Source organism: Streptomyces sp. YKOK-I1, from assembly GCF_054660435.1.
The window spans coordinates 1,590,045-1,612,573 of the sequence record NZ_BAAGDR010000001.1; the positions used below are offsets into that span (position 1 = coordinate 1,590,045).

14 protein-coding genes are annotated in these 22,529 nt (G+C 73.2%); 7 read left to right on the forward strand and 7 right to left on the reverse strand.

Going from position 1 to position 22,529, the window contains the following annotated elements; genetic code table 11:
* The first annotated feature begins 29 nt into the window (after positions 1–29).
* Both ACYQ8Q_RS06510 and ACYQ8Q_RS06515 read left to right on the forward strand, forming a co-directional pair.
* Positions 30–602, forward strand: a complete 573-nt coding sequence (locus tag ACYQ8Q_RS06510; RefSeq protein WP_460062711.1) for an AMIN-like domain-containing (lipo)protein — start codon at positions 30–32, stop codon at positions 600–602.
* A 55-nt stretch (positions 603–657) separates the two neighbouring features.
* Positions 658–4,137 carry a substrate-binding domain-containing protein gene (locus tag ACYQ8Q_RS06515; RefSeq protein ID WP_460062712.1) on the forward strand — a complete coding sequence of 1,160 codons (3,480 nt, stop codon included), beginning with the start codon at positions 658–660 and terminating at the stop codon, positions 4,135–4,137.
* 30 nt (positions 4,138–4,167) lie between these two features.
* Here ACYQ8Q_RS06515 and ACYQ8Q_RS06520 read toward each other — a convergent pair whose 3' ends face one another.
* On the reverse strand, positions 4,168–5,211 hold the full coding sequence (locus tag ACYQ8Q_RS06520; protein ID WP_460062713.1) for a threonine aldolase family protein: 1,044 nt from the start codon (positions 5,209–5,211) through the stop codon (positions 4,168–4,170).
* Positions 5,212–5,219: 8 nt separating this feature from the next.
* The gene (locus ACYQ8Q_RS06525) at positions 5,220–5,879 is read right to left on the reverse strand and encodes a TetR/AcrR family transcriptional regulator (protein WP_460062714.1); all 660 of its coding nucleotides are present in this window, start codon (positions 5,877–5,879) and stop codon (positions 5,220–5,222) included.
* Positions 5,880–6,070: 191 nt separating this feature from the next.
* Between ACYQ8Q_RS06525 and dacB the strand changes: the two genes are divergently transcribed.
* From dacB to ACYQ8Q_RS06545, 4 genes are all read left to right on the forward strand, one after another.
* Positions 6,071–7,432: a D-alanyl-D-alanine carboxypeptidase/D-alanyl-D-alanine endopeptidase gene (gene dacB / locus ACYQ8Q_RS06530; RefSeq protein WP_460062715.1), complete on the forward strand. Its 1,362-nt coding sequence runs from the start codon at positions 6,071–6,073 to the stop codon at positions 7,430–7,432.
* Positions 7,433–7,657: 225 nt separating this feature from the next.
* On the forward strand, positions 7,658–9,367 hold the full coding sequence (locus ACYQ8Q_RS06535) for a SulP family inorganic anion transporter (RefSeq protein WP_460062716.1): 1,710 nt from the start codon (positions 7,658–7,660) through the stop codon (positions 9,365–9,367).
* Between the two features lie 204 nt (positions 9,368–9,571).
* Complete coding sequence (locus ACYQ8Q_RS06540) at positions 9,572–10,876, forward strand: PP2C family protein-serine/threonine phosphatase (RefSeq protein ID WP_460062717.1); 1,305 nt, start codon at positions 9,572–9,574, stop codon at positions 10,874–10,876.
* A 124-nt stretch (positions 10,877–11,000) separates the two neighbouring features.
* Positions 11,001–14,177, forward strand: coding sequence for a glycoside hydrolase (locus ACYQ8Q_RS06545; RefSeq protein WP_460073198.1), 3,177 nt, complete (start codon positions 11,001–11,003; stop codon positions 14,175–14,177).
* Positions 14,178–14,193: 16 nt separating this feature from the next.
* Here ACYQ8Q_RS06545 and ACYQ8Q_RS06550 read toward each other — a convergent pair whose 3' ends face one another.
* The 5 genes from ACYQ8Q_RS06550 to ACYQ8Q_RS06570 are packed head-to-tail and all read right to left on the reverse strand — an operon-like array spanning position 14,194 to position 21,308.
* Positions 14,194–16,326, reverse strand: a complete 2,133-nt coding sequence (locus tag ACYQ8Q_RS06550; RefSeq protein ID WP_460062718.1) for a glycoside hydrolase family 127 protein — start codon at positions 16,324–16,326, stop codon at positions 14,194–14,196.
* Between the two features lie 35 nt (positions 16,327–16,361).
* Entirely contained in the window at positions 16,362–18,254 is a 1,893-nt protein-coding gene (locus ACYQ8Q_RS06555; protein WP_460062720.1) for a glycoside hydrolase family 127 protein, read from the reverse strand.
* Positions 18,255–18,258: 4 nt separating this feature from the next.
* Entirely contained in the window at positions 18,259–19,080 is an 822-nt protein-coding gene (locus ACYQ8Q_RS06560) for a carbohydrate ABC transporter permease (protein ID WP_460062721.1), read from the reverse strand.
* A 14-nt stretch (positions 19,081–19,094) separates the two neighbouring features.
* On the reverse strand, positions 19,095–19,970 hold the full coding sequence (locus tag ACYQ8Q_RS06565) for a carbohydrate ABC transporter permease (RefSeq protein ID WP_460062723.1): 876 nt from the start codon (positions 19,968–19,970) through the stop codon (positions 19,095–19,097).
* A gap of 27 nt (positions 19,971–19,997) precedes the next feature.
* Positions 19,998–21,308 carry an ABC transporter substrate-binding protein gene (locus ACYQ8Q_RS06570; RefSeq protein ID WP_460062725.1) on the reverse strand — a complete coding sequence of 437 codons (1,311 nt, stop codon included), beginning with the start codon at positions 21,306–21,308 and terminating at the stop codon, positions 19,998–20,000.
* A 163-nt stretch (positions 21,309–21,471) separates the two neighbouring features.
* On the opposite strand from ACYQ8Q_RS06570, the gene ACYQ8Q_RS06575 reads away from it, so the two are divergent.
* Positions 21,472–22,500: a LacI family DNA-binding transcriptional regulator gene (locus ACYQ8Q_RS06575; protein WP_460062726.1), complete on the forward strand. Its 1,029-nt coding sequence runs from the start codon at positions 21,472–21,474 to the stop codon at positions 22,498–22,500.
* The last annotated feature ends 29 nt before the right edge of the window (positions 22,501–22,529 follow it).

Below are 22,529 nucleotides of genomic sequence, written 5' to 3' on the forward strand. Positions count from 1 at the left end.
CCAGACACTCACACTCTTGGGGGAACAAGATGGTACGAAGCAAGACCGTCTGGGCGACCGCTCTCCTGCTGACCGCCACGCTGGGCGCGGCCGCGGTTCCGGCCGTGGCCGCCCCGGCCGCCGCTCCCCGGGCGGCGGCCGCCTGCCCGACCGGCTGGGGCAGCCTCGACAAGACGAACTGGGCCGGCACGTCCGAGTCCATCACCGATGTCAGGACCGGCCGCCACGACTGCTACGACCGGTTCGTCGTGGACGTCCCGGGCGCCACCGCCGCCCACCTCGGATACACCGTGCACTACGTCGACCAGCTCATCGGGGACCCGTCGGGCGAGCCCATCCCGGTGGGCGGCGGCGCCATCCTGGAGGTCGTCGTGCGGGCGCCCGCCTACGACCCGGACACCGGTGCGTCCACCTACCCGGCCCGGACCGGGCAGCATCTGCCGGGTGTGGACCTCACCGGCTACCGCACCTTCCGGGACACCCGGTTCGGCGGCAGCTTCGAGGGGCAGACCCAGTTCGGCCTCGGCGTGCGGGCCCGGCTGCCCTTCCGGGTGCTCCAGCTCGACGGCCATCTCGTGGTGGACGTCGCGCACACCTGGTAGACCGAACGCCCGGACACCTCTTGACGGCCCCCATGTGACCGGTAACAATCCCGTCATGCATGTGACCGGTCACACCGGGCGGCCCGCCAGTATCCGGGATGTCGCCACCGCCGCCGGAGTCTCCTACCAGACGGTCTCCCGGGTGATCAACGATCACCCACGGGTGAGCCCGGACACCCGTGAGCGGGTGCTCGCCGCCGTCGAGGCGCTGGGCTTCCGCCGCAACCCCACCGCGTTCGCGCTGGCCAGCGGGCGGCGCAGAGCGGTCACCGTGCTGACCTCGAACACCACCCACTACGGATACGCCTCCGTGCTGCGGGGGGTCGAGGAGGCCGCCCGCGCCGCCTCCTACTCCGTCGGGATCGGGGTCCTGGAGTCGGCGGAGGAGACCGTCGTGGCCGCCGAGGTGCGGCGGGCGGCGGACAACGGCGGCGGACTGATCGTGATCGCCTACGACCCCGCCGGGGTACGGGCGCTGGACTGCCTCCCGCCCGGACTGCCGTTCGTCGCCGTGGTCGAGACACCCGCGAGCCCGCCCCGCGACGGCCGTCCCTGGGTGTGGACCGACGACCGCCGCGCGGCCTACGAGGCGACCCGCCATCTGCTCTCCCTCGGCCATGAGACCGTCCACTACGTCGCGCTCCCCTCCGGCGCCCGCCGCACCGGCCCGCGCACCAGCGGCTGGCGGCAGGCCCTGCGGGACGCGGGAGCGCCGCAGCCCCGTCCCCTGCACGGGGGGTGGGGGCCGGAGGCCGGGCATACGGCGGGTCTCCGGCTGGCGCGGGACCCGGCCGTCACCGCGGTCCTGTGCGGCAACGACGACCTCGCGCTCGGGGTGCTGCGCGCCCTGCACGAGAGCGGTCGCGCGGTACCCGGCGAGGTCAGCGTGGCCGGGTTCGACGACGCCCCGCACGCCGCGTTCCTGACCCCGGAACTGACCACCGTACGGCTGGACTTCGCCGGTCTGGGGCGGGCGGCCTTCGCCCGGCTGCACACGGCGCTGGAGGAGTCGGCGCCGACGCCCGGGGAGCCGGTGCCGCCGCACTCGTATCCCGTCCACGAGCCGCGGCTGCTGGTACGGGAGAGCTCCGGTCCCCCGCCCGCGCCCGCCGCCGTCCGGCACCGCCTGACCGTCGACCTGGCCGCGTCCGAGGGCCCGGTGCTGCACGGCGCGAACGGCGCGCTGTACGGGCTCAGCGACGACGGGGTCCCCGGCGACGCCGTGCTCGCCCCGCTCAGGATCAGCGGCGTCTCGCAGAAACCGGAAGGCGGCGCCCAGCACCCCAACGGGGACGCGCTCACCGTCGCGGAGTCCTTCTTCCGCAACGGCGGCGGCGAGATCACCGTGCTGCTCCAGGACTCCTATGCCCAGTGGCCGTACGAGGACCTGGGGATCGACGATCATCTGGCCCGGGTGGACGGGATCGTCCGGGAGATCGCGGCCCGCCCGGACCGGGACCGGTTCGTCTACGTCCCGTTCAACGAACCCGACCAGATCTGGTACCGCCTCGACGCCGCCGACCCGGCGGAGTACGAGGCCGGCCGGGACCGGTTCCTGCGGGACTGGCGGACGGTGTACCGGCGCATCCGGGCGCTCCACCCGGGAGCCCGGATCGCCGGGCCGAACGAAGCCGCCTACCACGCACGCCTGTTGACCGACTTCCTCGCCTTCGCACGGCGCGAGGACGTGCTGCCGCAGGTGATGACCTGGCACGAGCTGGACTCCTCCTCACTGCGGGACTTCCAGGCCCATTACGACGAGTACCGCGCGATCGAGCAGGAGTTGGGCATTCCTGCGCTGACCGTCAGCATCGACGAGTACGCCAACCGCCGCGACCTGTCCGTGCCGGGCCAGCTCGTGCAGTGGGTAGCGATGTTCGAGCGCAACAAGGTGTACGCCCAGCAGGCCTACTGGGACGCCGCGGGCGATCTCAGCGGCAACGTGGTGCGCATGAACATCCCGAACGGCGGCTGGTGGTTCTTCCGCTGGTACGCGGGGCTGACCGGTGACACCGTCCGGGTGACACCGCCCGAGCCGCACACCGTCGACACCCTCCAGGGTCTCGCCTCCCTCGACACCGGGCGCCGCCAGGCCCAGGTCCTGCTCGGCGGCTCGACGGGGGACGCCGACGTCGTCGTACAGAACGTCCCGGGGGCCGTCTTCGGCCGTACGCTCGTCGCGACCGTCGCCGAGGCCGGCTGGTCCGGGTACGAGGGACCGCACCCGGCGCCGCGCGTACTCGCGCGGACCAGGGTGCGGGTGGCCGCGGACGGCTCGGCGACCGTGCCGCTGCGCGGTCTGCGCCGGATGTCCGCCTACCGGATCGTCCTCACCCCGGCCGGCCGGGGCACCCCGGCCCCCGCCCACGTCCCCTGGTCTGCGTCGTACGAGGCCGAGGACGCGGCCGTCACCGGCGGGCGGGTCCGCACCCACGGCACGGTGAGCGACGCCAACGGCTACGCGGCCTCCGGGACCCGGAACGTCGAGTCGCTCGGCTCCCCCGGCGACAGGGTGGACTTCACGGTGACGGTCCCCGCCGACGGCGGCTACGACCTGGCGATCCTGTACGGCAACGGGTCCGGCGGCCCCGCCACCCAGCATCTGTCGGTCGACGGCGGCGCCCCGGTCACGGTGACGTACCCGTCCACCCAGAACGCGGCCCACGGCGGCCGCAGGGAGATCCGGGCGGAGCTGGCGGCGGGGACCCACGTCCTCACGCTGGCCGCGGGCGACGGCGAGGTGACCCTGGACCGCCTGGATCTGACCGCCCGCTCCGGTCCCCCGTCCACCGCGTACGAGGCGACGCTGGCGGAGGCCGTCGGCACGCCGTCGTACGACTGCTCCTCCTCGGCCGGGACCGGCACCGGCGCGCTCGTGCTGGGCGCGGGCGACGCGGCGGTCTTCGACGTGTACGCCCCGCGCGACGGCTACTTCACACTCGTCACACGGGCCTCGGCGGAGGTCGAACTCACCCTGCACGGCACGACGGTGACGGCGGCGCCCGACCGGCCGCTGCGGCTGTACCTCGCGGTCGGCAACAACCGTGTCACCGCCACGGGGCAGGCCGCGCTGCGCGCCCTGGAGGTCTCCGGCGACGGCGACGAGGCCGGAGTCCTGGTCCTCGGGGCCGACACCGCCGTCCTCGCGGGCGGGGCCCGGACGGTCGACTGCGCCCACGCCCCCGGCGGTCTGCGGATCACCGGGCTCGGCGGCGACGGCGCCGGGACGGCCCGGTTCCCCGTGGAGGTGTCCCGGCCGGGCCGTCATCTGCTGGTCGTGCACTACGCCCACGACGACCGGCGCGACAACGGCCACGCCTACAACACGGACATCGTCTCGCGGACGGCGGACCTCTCGGTGGGCGGCGGCGCCCCGGTCCGGGCGGCCTTCAAGAACACCTGGAGCGGGGACGACTTCTGGACGCTGGCCGTCCCCGTCGACCTGGTGGCGGGCGGGAACACCGTGACGTTCGCGGGCGCGGACGGGCCGGCCCCGGACATCGCGCGGATCGAACTGGGCCGGATCGTCGGCTGACGTCGTCGGCTGACGTCGTCGCCCGGTCCGTCAGCCCGCGTACCGGCGGACCGCCTCCAGCAGACCGTCCACGTCGGCCTCCGTCGTCGCGAAGGACGTGACGAAGCGGGCCACCCCCGGCTCCCAGCGGTCGTGGTAGAAGACGTACCCCTCGCCGAGGAGCCCCTCGGTGATCCGCCGGGACAGCCGGCAGAAGACGATGTTCGCGTCCGCGACCCCGAGCAGGCCCACCTCGGGCAACGCCTTGAACCCGTCCTGGAGGCGGGCCGCCATGGCGTTGGCGTGGCCCGCGTTGCGCAGCCACAGGCCGTCGGCGAGATAGGCGTCCACCTGGGCCGCCTGGAAACGCGTCTTGGCGGCGAGCTGGCCGGCACGCTTGGCGCGGAAGGAGAGTTCGGGGGTGAGGGAGCGGTCGAAGACGACGATCGCGTCGGCGGTCATCGTGCCGTTCTTGGTCGCGCCGAACGACAGCAGGTCCACGCCCGCCCGCCAGGTCAGCTCGGCGGGGGTGCGGCCGAGCGCGGCGACGGCTCCGGCGAACCGGGCCCCGTCCATGTGCAGCCGCAGACCGGCCTCCCGGGCGAGCGATCCCAGGGTGCCGATCTCGTCGAGGGTGTACACGGCGCCGGTCTCGGTGGCCTGGGTCAGGCTCACCACCGAGGGCTCCACGCTGTGCACGTCCCCGGCCTTGTGCCGGACGGCCGCCCGCAGCTCCCCGGCGTCGATCTTGGCGTCCTCGCCGCCGAGCGGGACCAGCTTCGCGCCCGCCGTGTAGAACTCGGGCGCCCCGCACTCGTCGTTGTTGATGTGGCTGTCGCGGTGGCAGAGCACGCTGCCCCAGGGCGGGGTGAGCGCGGCGAGGGAGAGGGCGTTGGCGGCGGTGCCGGAGGAGACGAGCAGCACGTCGACCTCGCGCTCGAATATCTCGCCCAGCCGGCGCCGGACGCCGACGGTGAGGTCGTCCGCGCCGTAGGGCCGGGCCTGGCCGGCGGCGGCCCGGGTCACGGCCTCGACGATCTCCGGGGAGGCGCCGGCGGTGTTGTCGCTGCTGAAGATGCGGGCGGGGGTGGTCATGGAGGTCCTCAGGGGGTGTCGGCGGCAGCCGGGGTCGGGTCGGCGGCCCTGATCAGCCGGCGCAGGGCGCCGTAGTAGACGTCGTGCCCGGTCACCGCGGGCACGATCGCGGTCAGATGGCCCGTCAGCGCCGGGAACTCCTCGGGGTCGAGGGCGGCGAGCGCACCGCGGGTGAGTGCCTGGGCGGAACGGGGGTCGCGGTGGTCGACGAAGCTCGCGCTGCCGAGGGTCAGCAGATACATCCCGCGGTAGGCGGCGATCGCCTCCTCGGCGGTCATCCCGGCGGCGAGGCTGTCGGCGAGCTGCGGCTCGACCAGCCGGGCCAGCAGGTTCTCACCGAGCCAGGGACGGGAGCCGCGCAGCACGAGCAGCCCCGGGTGGGCCACCAGCAGCCGGTACAGCGCGGTGAACCGGTCCTCGGTGGCCTTCGCCCAGTCGCCGCCGGGCGCGGGCTCCGGCAGCCGGGCGGCGAGGTGGTCGAGGCACAGGTCGAGCAGCCCGGACAGATCGGTGCAGCGGCGCTGGAGGGAGGCCAGCGAGATGTCGAGCCGGGCGGCGAGGGCGCGGAACGTCAGCGCCTCGGGGCCGTCCTCGTCCATCAGGAGGAGGGCGGTCCCGGCGATCCGGTCCGGTGTCGCCCGGTCCAGGGCGGGGGTACGACGAGGCATGCGAGTCACCGTACGGTACAACGTATCGAAAAGCCAGGGACGTCCCATCGGACCGCCTCCGATGGCCCCCGGGGCACGGGGGGACACACCTGCGGGCAGACCCGCGTCGGCCACCCGATCGGACGATCAATTCCGGTAAGGTGCGCCGAAGTTCACCGCACAGGGCCCCCACAAGAAAGACCTGCACCTTCATGAGTGACATGACCACGCAGACCGCCGCCGACCACTTCGAGCCCGGCGGCCGGCGCCGGCACCGCAAGCCCCGCCAGCACGGCACCGGCATGCGGCGGGCGCTCGTGCTCGCCATGGCCGTGCCCGTCGCCTCGGTGGCTCTGTCGGGGCCCTCGGCGTTCGCGGCCGGCAAGGACACCGGCGCCACGGCCAAGACCGCGACGCTGGACGCCGACGACCAGCAGATGGTCGCCAACCTCGAGACCCGAGTCGTCGACACGCGCCTGGGCTCCAACGTCAGCGGCGTGGTCCTGGACGCGGAGTCGGACGCCACCGTCTGGGACCACAACGGCGCCACCGCGCTGATGCCCGCGTCCAACGTCAAGCTCGCCACGGCGACCGGCGCCCTCACGATCCTCGGCCCGGACCACCGCTTCACCACGAACGTCGTCTACGGCGACGGCACGCTGACCCTCGTCGGCGGCGGCGACCGGACCCTGACCACCGCCGACCTCGCCGAGCTGGCGAAGACCGCGGTGGACGGGCTGAAGGCGGCGGGCCTGACCTCCGTGAAGGTCGCCGTGGACGACAGCCTCTTCCCCGAGCCGAGCCTGGCCAACGGCTGGAACACCGGCTACTACCCCGACTCGGTCGCCCCGGTGCGCGCGCTCGTGGTCGACGGGCACGGCGTGGACGACACCTCGCTGGACGCCGGACAGGTCTTCGCCCGGCAGCTCGCCGCGAACGGCGTCACCGTCGACGGGACCGTCACCCGCGCCACCGCGAGCGAGCACGACGTACCGGTGGCCCGGCACACGTCGGCTCCGCTGTCGGACATCGTCCACACGATGCTCAAGAAGAGCGACAACAACATCGCCGAGACGCTCCTGCGGATGACCGCGCTCGGCGCGGGCCGTTCGGCCACCTTCACGGACGGCGCCGAGGTGGTGCGCCAGGTCCTGAGCGAGCGGTACGGCGTGTCCCTCACCGGCTTCGAGATGTACGACGGCAGCGGCCTCTCCCGGGCCGACCGCATCCCCGCGGCCACCCTCGCGGAGATCCTGGAGCTGCTGACGCAGGACCGCTACACCCAGACCCTGGGCTCGATCCTGGACGGCCTGCCCGTGTCCGGCGAGGCCGGCAGCACCCTCGGCCCGGAGTGGGGCCGCTTCGACGACGTGAACTCCCAGTGCGCCGTCGGCAAGGTGCGCGCCAAGACCGGCACCCTGACCGGGGCGATCGCGCTGAGCGGCCTCACCCAGGGCAAGGACGGCAAGTGGAAGGTGTTCTCCTTCATCGAGAACGGCTCCACCGCCAACGCGAGCGACATCAAGGACGCCATGGACGGCCTCGCCGCGACCGTGAACGGCTGCTGGGCCTGAACGACCGGCACCCGCACATGATGCGGCCGGTCATCCGCTCCGGCCTGAACGGCCTCATCGTCGCCCTGGCATGCCGATCACGCCGCGTGGCATCCTCACCGGCACTCCGGCGGCCGGGGCGGCACGCGGGACCCCGTGCGTGCCGCCCCGGCCGCGACGCCCTGCGATGCTGTCGCGAGCACCCCACCCAGGGGTGATGCCGAAGGCGTCCGCAGAAGGAGTTCCATGTCGCACGCCCCGTCGAGGTTCCGCCCGCTGCCCGGCCTCGCGGTCCTGGCCGGATACCGCCGTGCGTGGCTGCGCGGCGACCTGATCGCCGGAGTGACGGTCGCGGCCTATCTGGTGCCACAGGTGATGGCGTACGCGGGCGTGGCCGGGCTGCCGCCGGTGGCCGGGCTGTGGGCGATCCTGCCGGCGCTCGGTCTGTACGCGCTGTTCGGCTCCTCGCGGCTGCTGTCGGTGGGCCCGGAGTCGACGACCGCGCTGATGACGGCCACGGTGGTGGCCCCGCTGGCCGCCGGCGATCCGGGGCGCTACGCCGTGCTGGCGGCCGCGCTGGCCGTCACGGTGGGCCTGCTGTGTCTGGCGGCGTGGGCGCTGCGGCTGGGCTTCGTCGCGGATCTGCTGTCCCGGCCGGTCCTGATCGGCTATCTGGCGGGCGTGGCGCTGATCATGATCGTGGACCAGCTGCCCAAGCTGACCGGGGTGGAGACCACGGGGTCGAGGTTCTTCCCGCAGATGTGGTCGTTCCTGACGAACCTGGGGGAGCTCCATCTCCCCACGCTGCTGTTCTCGGCCGGCATCCTCGCCCTGCTGTTCGCGGTGGCCCGCTGGTTCCCCAGGCTTCCGGGCCCGCTGCTGGCGGTGGTCCTGTCCACCTCGGCGGTGGCCCTGTTCGACCTGGACGGGCGCTACGACCTGAAGGTGATCGGCGAGATCCCCTCGGGTCTGCCGAGCCTGTCCTTCCCGGACCTGACGGACCTGCCGAAGCTCGTCCTGCCCGCGGTGGGCGTGCTGCTGGTGGCGTACACCGACTTCGTGCTCACGGCGCGTGCGTTCGCCGACCCCGGCACGGAGGGCCCGGAGCTCGACGCCGACCAGGAGTTCCTGGCGCTGGGCACGGCCAACCTGGGGGCGGGGGTGCTGCACGGCTTCCCGGTGAGCAGCAGCGCGAGCCGCACGGCGCTCGCCTCCTCGGCGGGCGCCCGCAGCCAGGCGTACTCCCTGTGCGCGGGGGCGGTGGTACTCGCGGTGCTGCTCTTCATGGGGCCGCTGCTGGCCGACACCCCGTCGGCGGTGCTCGGGGCGCTCGTGGTCTACGCCGCCCTGCGCATGATCGACCTGGCGGGCTTCCGCCGGCTGGCCTCCTTCCGCCGCCGTGAACTGCTGCTCGCCCTCGGCTGTCTGGCCGGAGTACTGCTTCTGGACATCCTCTACGGCGTGCTGGTCGCCGTCGGCCTGTCGGTGGCGGAGCTGCTGACCCGGGTGGCGCGTCCGCACGACGCGGTGGAGGGGCTGGTGCCCGGTCTGGCCGGGATGCACGACATCGACGACTATCCGCAGGCCACCACGGTGCCGGGGCTGCTGGTGTACCGCTACGACTCCCCGCTGTTCTTCGCCAACGCGGAGAACTTCCGGCACCGGGCCCTCGCCGCGGTGGACGAGCAGCGGGATCCGGTGCGGTGGTTCGTGCTGAACACCGAGGCCAATGTGGAGGTGGACATCACCGCGCTGGACGCGGTCGACGAGCTGCGCCGCGAACTCACCCGGCGTGACGTGGTGTTCGCGCTGGCGCGGGTGAAACAGGACCTGCGGAGCGATCTGGACGCGTACGGTCTGACGGAGTCCGTCGGCGAGGAGCTGATCTTCCCGACGCTGCCGACCGCGGTGACCGCCTACCGGCAGTGGCAGGCCGGCCGTCCGGAGCCGTCCTGAGATCGGCCGGAAGCAGCCCCCGGCCGCCGCCAACTCGGCACGGGACCTCGTAACTTGACGCTTCATCATATAGTGGCCGACTACGCGTGGTGATCCGTTGTCCCCGCCACGCGGCCGCCCCACCCGAAAGGCACGACCCTGCGGAACGACCCGCACAGCCGCGGCTCCGACTCGTTCGACCCCCTGTCCTCCCCCCGCCGGTCGGTGTTCTCCCCCGCGGCCGACGTCATCGGCTCCGAACTCGATCTGCGGCTGACCGGCAGCCATGTCGTGCACGCGCTGACACCCGGATTCTGCGAAGCGGCCTCACTGTTCGTGCTGGAGCGCTGGCGACGCGAGGAGGACGCGCCACCGGCCTCGGACACCGCGCGCGTCGAGGCGCGCCGGCTGGCGCTGCGGGTGGGACCCGGGGCCGCCGAGGACTGGGAGGGCGTGCTGCCGATCGGCGAGATGGTGTCCTTCCCGCGCGACACGCCGTACGGGCAGGCCCTCATGGCCGGGCACGCCCAGGTGCTGGAGCGGGTGGACCCGTACATGGCCGAGCGGCTGACGGCCGCCGGGGACGGCGAGGCGCGCCGCGGCGATCTGCTGCGGGTGGGGTCCTTCCTGGTCGTCCCGCTGCGGCTGCGGGGCGTCCCGATCGGCTTCATGACCTGCACGCGCGGTGCGGGGCGGGCGCCGTTCCGGCCCGCCGACGTGGCCGCCGTGGAGGCCCTGGCCGCCCGGGCCTGTGTGGCCCTGGACAACGCGCGCCGCTACGAGCGCGAGCGCCGTACCGCCCTGGCGATCCGGGACAGCCTGCCGCCGGGTCCGGCGCAGAAGCTGGAGGGGTGCCGGATAGCGCACGGCTGTCTGCCCGCCGGGAAGGGCAGTGTGGTCGGCGGCGACTGGTACGACGTGCTGCGGCGGCCGGGCGACCGGGTCGGGCTGATCGTCGGGGACGCCATGGGGCACGGTCCGGAGTCGGCCGTGGCGATGATCCAGCTGCGGACGGCCCTGCGCACGCTGGCGGGTCTGGACATCCCGGCCGCGGAGGTCATCCGCCGGCTCGACGCGCTCGCCAGCGAGACGCCCGGGGCCTCGTTCGCGACCTGTGTGTACGCCGAGTGGGACGCGCGGGAGCGCACCTGTTCCCTGGTGGGGGCGGGGCATCCCCCGCCGCTGCTGCGCGGTCCGGACGGGCGCACCTCCCCGGTGGCGCTGACCGGGGCGGGCCTGCCGCTCGGTCTCGGCTCGGGCAGCTACGAACCGACGGTGCTGACCGTGCCGGAGCCCGCCCTGCTCGCGCTCTACAGCGACGGTCTGGTCGAGTCCCGGGAGGCCGACATAGACCAGGAGATCGGCCGACTGGCACGCGCGCTGGACGAGGCCGTGGCCGAGCCCGCCGACACCGGTGACCCCGGCGCGCTGCCCGCCCTGTGCGAGCGGCTCCTTCAGCTGCCCTCGGGCACCCCTGGCGCCGACGACCGCACCCTGCTGCTGGCCGAACTGACCCCGGCCGCGGGCTGATTCCCGTCCCCGGACACCCTCCATCTTGACGTGTTCATTACTGTCGCTGAGCATACCTGAGACCGATCGCTTCTGGTCGATTCTGTCTCTCTCTGTAGGGAGTTCCGTGACCCGACGGCAGCGCATGATCCGGGCGACGGCGTCGGCCGTGCCCCTGGTGCTCGGCGCAGGTCTCCTCACCGTCTCCGCCCCCGCCGCCGTCGCGGACACTCCGGCGGCGGCGACGAGCGCGGTGACCGTGCGGATCGATCCGTCGTACCGGCAGCAGGAGTTCGAGGGCTGGGGGACGAGCCTCGTCTGGTTCGCCAACGCCACCGGCGGCTACCCGGAGCCCGTCCGGCGGCGTCTCGTCGACCTCCTCTTCGGCGAGGACGGGCTGCGTCTGAACATCGCGCGCTACAACATCGGCGGCGGCAACGCCCCCGACGTCCGCACGGACTACATGAAGACCGGCGCGACCATGGAGGGCTTCTGGAAGGCCCCCGCGGGGACCACCCGGCAGGACGTCGACTGGTGGGACCCGAACGACCCGGACGACTGGAACTGGGACGCCGACGCGGGCCAGCGCTGGTGGGTGGACCAGATCAGGGACAAGGTCACCCGGTGGGAGGCGTTCAGCAACTCCCCGCCCTGGTTCCAGACGGTCAGCGGCTATGTCTCCGGGGGCTTCGACGCGAGCACCGACCAGATCCGCGCGGACCGCGTCGACGACTTCGCCGCCTACCTGGTCCGGGTGACCGAGCGGCTGGAGCAGGAGCACGGCATCCGCTTCGACACGATCGACCCGCTCAACGAACCCAACACCTCTTACTGGGGAACCCAGCTGGGCTCCGACGGCCGGCCGACCGGCGGCCGCCAGGAAGGCGCCCACGCCGGTCCCGCCCTCCAGCAGAAGGTGGTGCTCGCCCTCGACGAGGCCCTGCGCGGCGCCTCGACCGACGCCCGGGTCTCGGCGATGGACGAGACCAACCCCACGCTCTTCACCCAGAACTGGAACGCCTACGACTCCTCCGCCCGCGCCGCGGTCGGCCGGCTCAACGTCCACACCTACGGCACCGGTATGCGCACCAGCGCCCGCGACATCGCCAAGGGCGCCGGCAAGCCGCTGTGGATGAGCGAGGTCGAGGGCACCTGGGGTACCGGCACCGACTACACCGGTATGGATCCGGGGCTCGGCATCGCCACCCGGATGGTCGACGACATGCGTGAACTGGAGCCTTCCGCCTGGGTGTTCTGGCAGCCCATCGAGGACGCGATCCCGCAGGCCGCCGCCGGCAAGAACTGGGGCAGCATCCACGTCCCCTTCACGTGCACCGCCGCCGACACCCTGGAGACCTGCCCGGTCCGCACCAACTCCAAGTTCCACACCATCCGGAACTTCACCCACTACATCCGGCCCGGCGACCACTTCGTGAAGGTCGACGACACCTCCAGCGTGGCCGCGGTCGCCCGCTCGGGCCGCGCGGCGACCGTCGTGCACGTCAACGGCTCCACGACCGACCGCGCCGTGACCCTCGACCTGTCCCGCTTCGGACGGGTCGCACCGGGGGCCACCGTCACCCCGGTGGTGACGAGCGCGCAGGGCGCGCTGGTCCGGGGCGCCCCGGTGGCCGTCACCGGCCGGTCGGCCACCCTCACCGTCCCCGCGAGGTCCGTCACGACCTTCCTGGTCTCGGGTGTCGGCGGAGTGGCCGAGGACGCCGCACTCGTCCGGAAGGGGCACGTCTACCGCCTCCAGGGCACCCAGAGCGGGAGGTCGCTCACCCCGTCGGACGACGGCGACGCGCCCGTGATCCGTACGAACGACCCGGCCGCGGCCCGACAGCTGTGGTCCGTGGCGAAGGTGACGCGAGGCGTCGGCAACCGTGAGCGCTACACCGTCGCGAGCGCCGCCACCGGCAGGCGGCTCGCCGTGCGGGACGGCCGGGCCGTCCTGGAGGAGCCGGCCGACGGCACGCCCGACACCGCCGCGCAGTGGATCCTGTCCACCACCGGCGACGGCACCTGGACCCTCGTCAACGCCGCCACCGGCCGCCTCCTGGACGTCACCGGGCAGTCCACGGCGGACGGCGCCCCGGTGTCGGCGTACACCCCGACCTCGGCGGCGAACCAGCGCTGGACCGTGACGGACGAGACCGTGCTGCGCACCGAACGGGCCGAGGTGTTCACCACCCCCGGCCGGACACCGGAACTCCCCGCGACGGTCGTCCCGGTGTACCGGGACGGCGCCCGCGGCGCTCTCCCCGTGCAGTGGCGACTCCCGTCGGACCGGGCCTGGCGCGAGCCCGGCACGGTCCGGGTCACCGGGCGGGCCACCGATCCGCTCGGCCGGGAGATCCCCGCGCGGGCCGTCGTCACCGTGGACACCGTCGCCGCCACGCTCCCCGGCCGTGCCAAGACCTACGTCGGCGGCAGCCCGCGGCTGCCCGCCACGGTCGTCGGCGTGGGCACGCACGGCGGCCGGACCGAACTGCCGGTGACCTGGGACCCGGCGCCCGAGGACGCGTTCACGGCGACCGGGGTCGTGACCCTGCACGGCACCGCGCGGATCGTCGACGGCGGTACGGCGGCCGCGACCGTCCGGGTGCAGATCACCGAGCCGGCCGAGACCGATCTCGCACCCGACCCCGGGGTCTCCGTCGCCGCCACCTTCACCGAGACCGGCTACTCCGCCGAGCGCCTGCGCAACGGCGACACCTCCGAGAAGGCCTGGTCCAACTGGAAGCCGGGGACCACCAAGAACCCCTCCGACACGATCACCTTCACCCTGCCGGCGACCCGCGATCTCACCCGGCTCGTGGCGCACTTCTACCGGGACGGGAGCAACCTCTCCTTCCCGGCGGCCCTGAAGGCGCAGGTGCGTGACCCGGCCGGTGTCTGGACCGACGCGAGCGACGAGATCGCGGTCGGGACCGAGGGCACGCCGGTGGTGGACGTACCGCTGAGGGCGGGTCCGGCGACCGGGGTGCGGCTGGTGATGACGGCACGGGCCGGGGGGTACATCACGATGAGCGAGATCGAGGTGTACGCCCGGACGGCCGGGGTCTCCTCCGACGCGGCGGCCGGGTCGATCGAGGTGGCCGGTGTCCCGGTCGCGGCCTTCGACCCCGCGACGACGGACTACCGCGCGGTGACCGCCGACCCGGCCCGCGCCGTGGTCACGGCGACCGCCCGGGACCCGTACGCGACGGTCACCGTCACGAAGACGCGCGTGTCCGGCCGGACCCTGGCCGTCGTCGCCGTGACCGCCGAGGACGGGTCACGGACGACGACGTACCGGATCGAGCTGGTACGGCGCTGACGGGCTCCGGCGGCCCTCAGCGCCGCAGGTTCGCCCGGACCGCGGCGGCGACCACCGCGTCCCGTTCGGCCCGGGTGAGGCGGCCCTCGGCCAGCCAGCCGTCGGCGAGCGCCCGCACCGCGTCCAGGAAACGGGCCTGCGACGCGAAGGGCGCCCCCGCCCAGAGGACGTCGAGGAAGGTCAGCCCGTCCCCGCGGGCCCGGTTGGGGACGCCGGAGTCGGCCGTGCCGAACACCACGACGGGTTCGGAGCGCCGGAAGTAGGCGTGGTAGGGGGTGGAGTCCGCGACGAAGAACGGGGCGAGGGTCAGACCGTGGGTGGTGAAGTACTGCGGCCGGCCCTCGGGCCTGATCGCGGCGGTGAGATCGCCCTGGAGGGTGAAGTCCTTGTAGAAGGAGAACGCCCGGAACCCCTGGGCCGGGCTCTGGGCGACCAGCAGGACCGGCCCGTGGAACACCGACTGGACGGTGGGATCGTCCGGGGTCCGTTCGATCCGCAGGCGGTAGGGGGTGGAGATCTCCACCCGGTCGCCGGGCCGCCAGGTCCGGCTGACGGAGAGATGCGTGCCCGGTACGGCCGGGGCCGGGTGCGGGACCCCGTTGACGGTGACGGTCACCCCGGTCGTCGCCCAGGACGGGATCCGCAGCCGCAGATCGAGCGGTCCGGCGCCCTCCCGGAACGTCAGGGTGCGCACCCCCTCCGCCGGAAAGGCGCTGCTCTGCTCGACGACGAACCCGCGCTCGGGCCAGCGCAGGGTGGCGGCGAGGGGGAGGTCGACGTACAGGGTGCCGCCGTCGGCGGAGCGGAAGTAGACCGAGTCCTGGTACTTGGTGTGGTTCTCCATGCCGGTGCCGCCGCAGCAGGTCCCGGTGTTGTCGTACTCCCGCACCACCCCCGGGCCCATCCCCACGAAGTAGGTGACCTCCGGGCTGCTCGTGCTGCGGGCGTCACCGCGTGAGGCGAGGATGTGGTTGGTCAGGCCGCGTTCGTAGTGGTCCATGTAGGCCGGGTCCGGTTCGCGGAAGAACAGCTGCCGGCTCAGCTTCAGCAGGTTGTACGTCGCGCAGGTCTCGGCGTTGTTGTCGCCCAGGGTGGCCGCGACGGCGTTCCGGGCGCGGAACATCTCGCCCTGGCCCGTGCCGCCCAGGCTGTACGTCCGGGGCCCCACGACCATCCGCCAGAAGTGCCGGGCCGCTTCGGCGTACCGGGCCTCTCCCGTGTGGTCGAACATCCTCAGGTAGCCCGTGAACTGGGGGATGTGCTGGTTGGCGTGGCGGCCGTCGAGGAGGTCGCGGTCCTCGGCGCAGGCGTCCAGCAGCGCGGTGTTGTCGAAGCAGCGGGCGGCGGTGAGGTGTTCGGCCCGGCCGGTGAGGGCGTACAGGTCCGCCAGCACCTCGTTCATCCCGCCGTACTCCCCGGCGATGTAGATCGACCACATCCGTTCCAGTTGTGCCGTGGGCAGCCGGGCGAGCCTGCTGTGCACCCAGTCGCCCAGCCCCGAGGCGAGGGTGAGCGCCTGGGCGTTCCCGGCCAGGGTGTGGGCGTCGAGCAGCCCGCGCAGGATCTTGTGGCAGGTGTAGTACGGCGCCCAGATGGTGGGGTAGGTCGTGTAGCTCTCCAGCAGGACGAACTGGGTCTCCGGGTACGCCGCCAGATAGCCGGGGTGGCTGGGCCCGGGCGAGCCGTGCTCGGCGAAGGCCTGCCGGCAGGCCTCCAGCGCGCCGATCAGGTGGTCGAGCTTGGACTTGAGCGCGGCCTCCCGGGTGTCGGCGTACGCCTGGGCGAGGAGGGTGAGGAAGTGGCCCGCGAAGTGGCCGCGCAGATTGCCGTCGGAGGTCTCCCAGCCGCCGGGCGGCCGGGCGCCGCGGGTGTCGAGACCGGCGTTGGCCCGGAAGACGGCCAGGATGCGGTCGGCGGGGTAGGAGCGGGCGTATTCGAGCATGAGGTCGCGCTTGCGGCGGAACACCCCGTCGCCGAGCGCGACCTGGTCCAGCGGGAAGGGCTGCACGGCCCAGGTGGCCGGTGCGGGAGCGGATGCCGTGGCCGCGGCGGCTCCGGGGGCGGGGGTCGCCAGGGAGACGAGGGGGGCGGCCGCGGCCGTGCCGGCGGCGATGCCCAACAGGCGTCGGCGTGTGGGGGGTCGGGACATGGGGGGCTCCGATCGGGTCCGACGGTCGGCTGGGGTCAGGGGGCGCTCGGCAGCCACACGCGCATGGTCGAGGGACCGCGGTTCGCCCAGGAGTGGTAGGGGACGAGGACGATTCCGGTGCGCTCGGCGGCGGGGGGTTCGGCGGGCGCGTCGAGCGGCGCGTACGGCCAGGTCCCGTCCACCGGGCTGGTGGTCGCTCCGTCGGCCACGACGGTGTCGCCCCCGCCGTCCCGGGGCGGGACGGACGGGTCCACCCGGATCGCGTCGACGTCCTGATCACCCGTCAGGTCGACGGACTCCGCGCAGTACACCCGCGGCCCGCGCTGCACGGCGACCGTGCCGCGGATCGCGTCCACGCGCGCGTCGCCCACGATCCAGCGGGGTCGGACGGGCAGGTCGAGCCGTATCTCGTCGCCGGGGCGGAAGAGCCGGGTCACCCGGGCCGTTCCCGGGGCGACCTCGCGAGCGGCGCCGTCCGGGTCGACCAGCCGGGCCGTGTCGCCGTGCGCCCAGTCGGGCACCCGCAGCGACAGGGTCCACGGGTGGTCGGGGGCCCGGTCGATCCGTACGGTGACGCCGCCGTCCGAGGGGTAGCCGGTGCGGATCCGCAGCCCTACGCCGCCGGTGGAGATCTCCGCGTCGGCGTACTGGTGGAGCTGGAGGCCGCGGTCGTCGGTCGTGGCCAGATAGGCGGGCAGCGCGGCCAGGGTGCGGGACACGTTCGTCGGGCAGCAGGACACCGCGAACCAGGGGGCCCTGAGGCTCGACTCGGCGCGCGGGCTCTCGGCGTCCTTCGCCGGTGCGGTGCCCCGGCGGCGCCGGTGCAGGGTGTTGGCGTAGAAGAAGGCCCGGCCGTCCTCGGCGGGGCAGGTGGCGACGACGTTGTACAGGGTCCGCTCCGCCAGGTCGGCGAACCGGGGCTCCCCGGTGGCGAGCAGCAGCCGCCAGCTCAGCTGGACGGAGGCCACCCCGGCGCAGGTCTCCGAGTAGGCGCGGTCGGGCGGCAGGACGAAGTCGTCGCCGAAGGACTCGTCGCGGTGGTGGGAACCCATCCCGCCGGTGAGGTACGTGCGCCGGGCGACGGTGGCCTCCCACTGCCGTACGACGGCGGCGAGCAGGTCGTCGTCCCCGGTCTCCACGGCCACGTCGACCGCTCCGGCGGCGAGGTACAGGGCGCGCACGGCATGGCCGCGCAGCACACGGGCCTCCCGCACCGGCAGGTCGTCCTGGCAGTAGGCGCGGCCGAACTCGCCGTCGGCGAGGGTGCCGTGGCCCCTGCGGTCGACGAACAGGGCGGCCTGGTCGAGATAGCGCTGCTCGCCGGTGAGCCTGGCCAGTTCGACCAGGGCGGTCTCGATCACCGGGTGTCCGCAGACCCGTTCGACGCCGCCCCTGCCGAAGGTGGCGCAGACGTGGTCGGCGGCCCGGCGGGCGGTCTTCGCCAGCTCGCCCTCGCCCCTCGCCCGGGTCTGGGCCACGCCTGCCTGGATCAAGTGCCCGTAGCAGTACAGCTCGTGGCCCCATTCGAGGTCGCTGTAGCGGGGCTGCTGGCCGGGGCGGCCGAAGGCGGTGTTGAGATAGCCGTCCGGTTCCTGGGCGGCGGCGATCGCCGCTTCGAGGGCCGGGTCGCCCTGGTGGGCCGTCTCCCAGGACATGGCTTCGAGGAGCTTGTAGACGTCGGAGTCGGCGAACTCCCGGCCGCGCCGGTCCCGGTGGAGCCGGCCCTCGACGGCGGCGGTGAAGTTGCCGGTCCAGCCGACGCGTTCCATCCAGTCCCGGCAGTGGTCCAGGGTGGCGGTGGCGTTGACGTGCCGGCGCCGGGCCCAGAATCCGCCGGTGATCCGGACCTCGTCGAGGCCGAGCGGCCGCAGCCGTCCCCGGCTCGGCGCCACCGGCAGGACGGCGGACCCCTTGGTGTTCTCCTTCACGCCATCATCCCTTCAGCGCGCCCGACATGAAGCCCCGTACGTAGTGGCGTTGCAGCAGCAGGAAGAGCAGCAGACAGGGGACGGCGAGGACCACCACGCCCGCCTCGGTGGCCCCGTAGTCGACGGCGCCCATGCTCTGCTGGCGCAGGGTGGCGACGGCCAGCGGCAGGGGCGCCTTCGCGCTGTCCGAGATGAGGATCAGCGGTGCGATGAAGTCGTTCCAGGCCGCGAGGAACGCGAAGAGCCCCACGGTGATCAGGCCCGGTCGCACCGCCGGGAGCAGCACCCGGCGCAGCGCGCCCGCGGTGCCGCAGCCGTCGACGAGCGCGGACTCCTCCAGTTCGCGCGGGACCGCCTCGAAGGAGATCCGCATCATGAAGGTGGCGAACGGCAGTTGGAACAGGGTGAGGACCAGGCTGAGCCCGATCAGCGAGTTCTGCAGATGGAGTCGGCCGAGCAGCACGTAGAGCGGGATGAGCAGGGTGGCGTACGGGACCATGAGGACGGCCAGGGTCAGCAGGAACAGCAGGTTCCTGCCGGGGAAGGTGAAGCGGGCGAAGGCGTAGCCGCCCAGCAGGGAGACGCTCACGGTCAGGGCGACGGTGAGGGCGGAGACGACCGTGCTGTTGAGGAGGTACCGCCCGAGGCCGGCGTCGTACTCCAGCAGGGTGCGGTAGTTGCCGAGGCCGTGGCCGGACTCCTGGGCCGTGCCGGGCTGGGGGCTGACCGAGGCCCAGGCGTTCCACAGCAGGGGGAAGAGGAAGACGACGGCGAGACCTCCGGCGAGGACGTGGTGGGGCATCCGGCCGAGGGCGCGGGTGGGCACCGGGGGGTACCTCCTCAGGTTTCGTCGGTGTGGCGCAGACCGCGGAACTGCAGGGCGTTGAGCAGGAGCAGCGCGCCGAGCACGAGGATCGAGAGGGCGGCCGCGGTGCCGAGGTCCATCCGCTGGAAGGCCTCCCGGTAGATCAGCTGCACGACGGTGACGGTGCTGTTGTCCGGTCCGCCCTTGGTGAGGACGAAGAACTGGTCGAAGGCGAGCAGGGATCCGGTGACACAGAGCAGGAGGGACAGCGCGAGGGACGGGCGCAGGAGAGGCAGGGTGATCGAGCGGAAGGTCTGGGCCCGGCTCGCCCCGTCCATGCGGGCGGCCTCGTACACCTCGTGGGGGATGCGCTGGAGGCCCACGAGCAGGATCAGCATGTAGAAGCCGGCGAACTTCCAGACGACGAGGAACACCGTGGACAGCAGGGCGGAGGTGGGGGTGCCGAGGAAGGACACCGGGTCGTCGGCGAGTCCGAGGTGCTGCGGGAGGCGGCTGAGGGGTCCGGTGGTGGGGCTGTACAGGCCCCAGAAGAGGAGGGAGGCGGAGGCCAGGCCCAGGGCGCCGGGGAGGAAGTAGACCGTGCGGTAGAAGCCGGCGCCGGGGCGGGACTCCTGGACGAGGAGGGCGAGGAGGAGGGCGAGGCCGAGGAGGACGACGGTGACGAGGGCGGTGTAGAGGAGGGTGAAGCGGACGGCGGGCCAGAAGAGGGTGCCGTCGGTGACGTCGGTGTAGTTCTCGGGGGCGTTGGTGCCCCGGTCGCCGGCGAGGAGCGGCCAGTCGCTGAGGGACATCTGTCCCACGAGCAGCAGGGGCAGCAGGAAGAAGACGGTGACGAACAGGGCGGTGGGGGCCGCGTAGCCGAGTCCCTGGAGGGTGCGGGACCTCTGCATGCTGTCCTCCGGGTCGGTCGGCGACGGTCAGTCGGCCAGCGAGGCGGTGACGGCCTCGTTGTCCTTCTCGAGGGATCCGCCGTCGCCGAACACGGCGTCGCGCATGAGGGTCAGCCAGGGCCCGTTGGGGTCGTTGAAGGTCTGGCCGAACTTCAGCGCGTAGGGGGTGCGGCCGTCGGCGACGAGCTGGTTGACGGTGACCTGGCGGGGGTCGGCGGAGGAGTACTTGTTGGCGGCGAGGTCGGTGCGGGCGACCACGTCCTTGTGGGCGGCGACCACGTCGACCTGGGCCTCCTCGCCGAGGGACCAGGCGAGGAAGTTCCAGGCCTGGTCGGCCTTGTCGCTGGTGGCGGAGATGCCGACGGCGTCGCCGCCGACGAAGGTGGACTTCCCGCCGTCGGGTCCGGGGATGGGGGCGACGCCGAGGTCGAGGCCCTTGGGCATCAGGCCCAGGGTGGTGGACGGCATGGGCATGATGCCGACCTTTCCCTTGGGGAAGACGCCGGTCCAGGTGGTGCCGGTCTCGTCCTTGGCGCCGGGGGCGACGATGTCGTCGCGGACCCAGCCCCGGTAGGTGTCGTAGACCTTCCGCGCGGTGGCGGAGTCGAGGTCGGCCGCGGTGCCGTCCTTGTCGAGGACCTCCGCACCGGCCGCCCAGATCGATGGCCACCAGGTGAAGACGCCGCAGCCGCCGCAGTTGCCCCCGAAGAACGTGCCGTCGACGCCTGAGCCGAGGGCGTCCACGGCCCGTGCCTGCGCGTCCCACTCGGCGAGCGTGGTGGGCGGCTTCTCCGGGTCGAGCTTCGCCTTGCGGTAGAGGTCCTTGTTGTAGAACAGCACCGACAGATCGAGGGTGTGGGGGACGACGTACTTCTTGCCGTCGTACGTCCCGGCCTTGATGTGCGACTGGGCCAGCTGATCGGCGAAGGGCAGCGCGTCGATGCGGTCGGTGAGGTCGGCGAAGAGTCCGCTGGAGGTGTAGTTGGGGACGAACACCACGTCGGAGGCGAACAGGTCGGGTAGGTCGTGGGAGCCGGCCGCGGCGCCGACCTTGGCCTGGTAGTCGTCGGTGGGGACGACGGTCAGCTCGATCTTGTTCCGGTGGCCCGCGTTGTAGGCCTCGACCAGCGCCTCGCTCTGCGGCCGGGTCGCGGCCCGGGTCCACATCGTCAGCTTGCTGCCGTCGTCGAGGCCCTTGGCGTCGGCCGTCCCGTTGCCGCGGGAGCCGTTGCCGTCCCCCGAGCCGCACGCCGTGACCAGGCTCGTGGCGGCGAGGAGCGCGAGGGCACCGGTGACGAGCCGGCTCGTCCGTCCACGTGATCGGGTCGTACTCCCCATGACGTTCCCCCTCGACGGATCCGCGACAGATGCGCGACAGATGCGCGACAGAAATGAACCGAAAAGGCTTTCTGAAAGCTAGAACCGGGCTGACGTGTCGTCAATCCCCCCGTCCGCAACGGGTTTCGGGGTCGCGCCGAAACTTCTCGCGTACCGTTTACGCATGACACCGGCTGCCGGCTCCGCCCGTTCGCATCCCGCCACCCTGAGCGATGTCGCCCGGCTGGCGGGCGTCTCCGTCGCCACCGCGTCCAAGGCCCTCAACGGCCGCAGCCAGGTGCGCGCCGAGACCCGGCAGCGGGTGATCGAGGCGGCCGAGCGGCTGTCGTTCCGGCCCAACCAGCTCGCCCGCGGACTGCTCGTGGGACGCTCCGGCACGGTCGGTCTGCTCACCAGCGACCTGGAGGGCCGGTTCAGCATCCCGATCCTGATGGGCGCGGAGGACGCCTTCGGCGCGGGCGAGGTCGCGGTGTTCCTCTGTGACGCCCGCGGCGACGCGATCCGTGAGCAGCACCATGTCCGGGCGCTGCTCGGACGGCGGGTCGACGGGCTGATCGTGGTGGGCAGCCGGACCGATCCCCGCCCCTCGCTCGGCCGCGAGCTGCCCGTTCCGGTGGTCTACGCGTACGCGCCGTCGGACGACCCGCAGGATCTGTCGATCGTCCCGGACAACGTGGACGCCGGGCGGATCGCGGTGGAGCATCTGCTGGCCTGCGGCCGGACCCGGATCGCGCACATCACCGGCGACCCCGGGTACGCCGCGGCCCACGACCGGGCCGAGGGCGCCGCGGCGGCGCTCGCCGGCGCCGGTCTCGCCCTCGTCGGCGAGGCACGCTTCGGCGCCTGGTCGGAGGGGTGGGGGCGGGCGGCCACCGCGCTGCTGCTGGACCGGCACCCCGAGGTCGACGCGGTGCTGTGCGGCAGTGACCAGATAGCGCGGGGCGTGATGGACGTGCTGCGGGAGCGCGGGCACCGGGTGCCGGAGGACGTGGCGGTCATGGGCTTCGACGACTGGCAGGTCCTGACCGCCGCCTCCCGTCCGCCGCTGACGAGCGTCGACATGAACCTGGAGCAGGTCGGGCGGGCCGCCGCGCAGGCCCTGTCGGGGGCGATCGGCGGGGCCCGGCGCTCCGGGGTGGAGACGCTGCGCTGCCGGGTGGTCATCCGTGGCTCCACGGCCCCGCTGTCCTGAACCGCGCCGTCCCCCGACCGCCGCCGCAC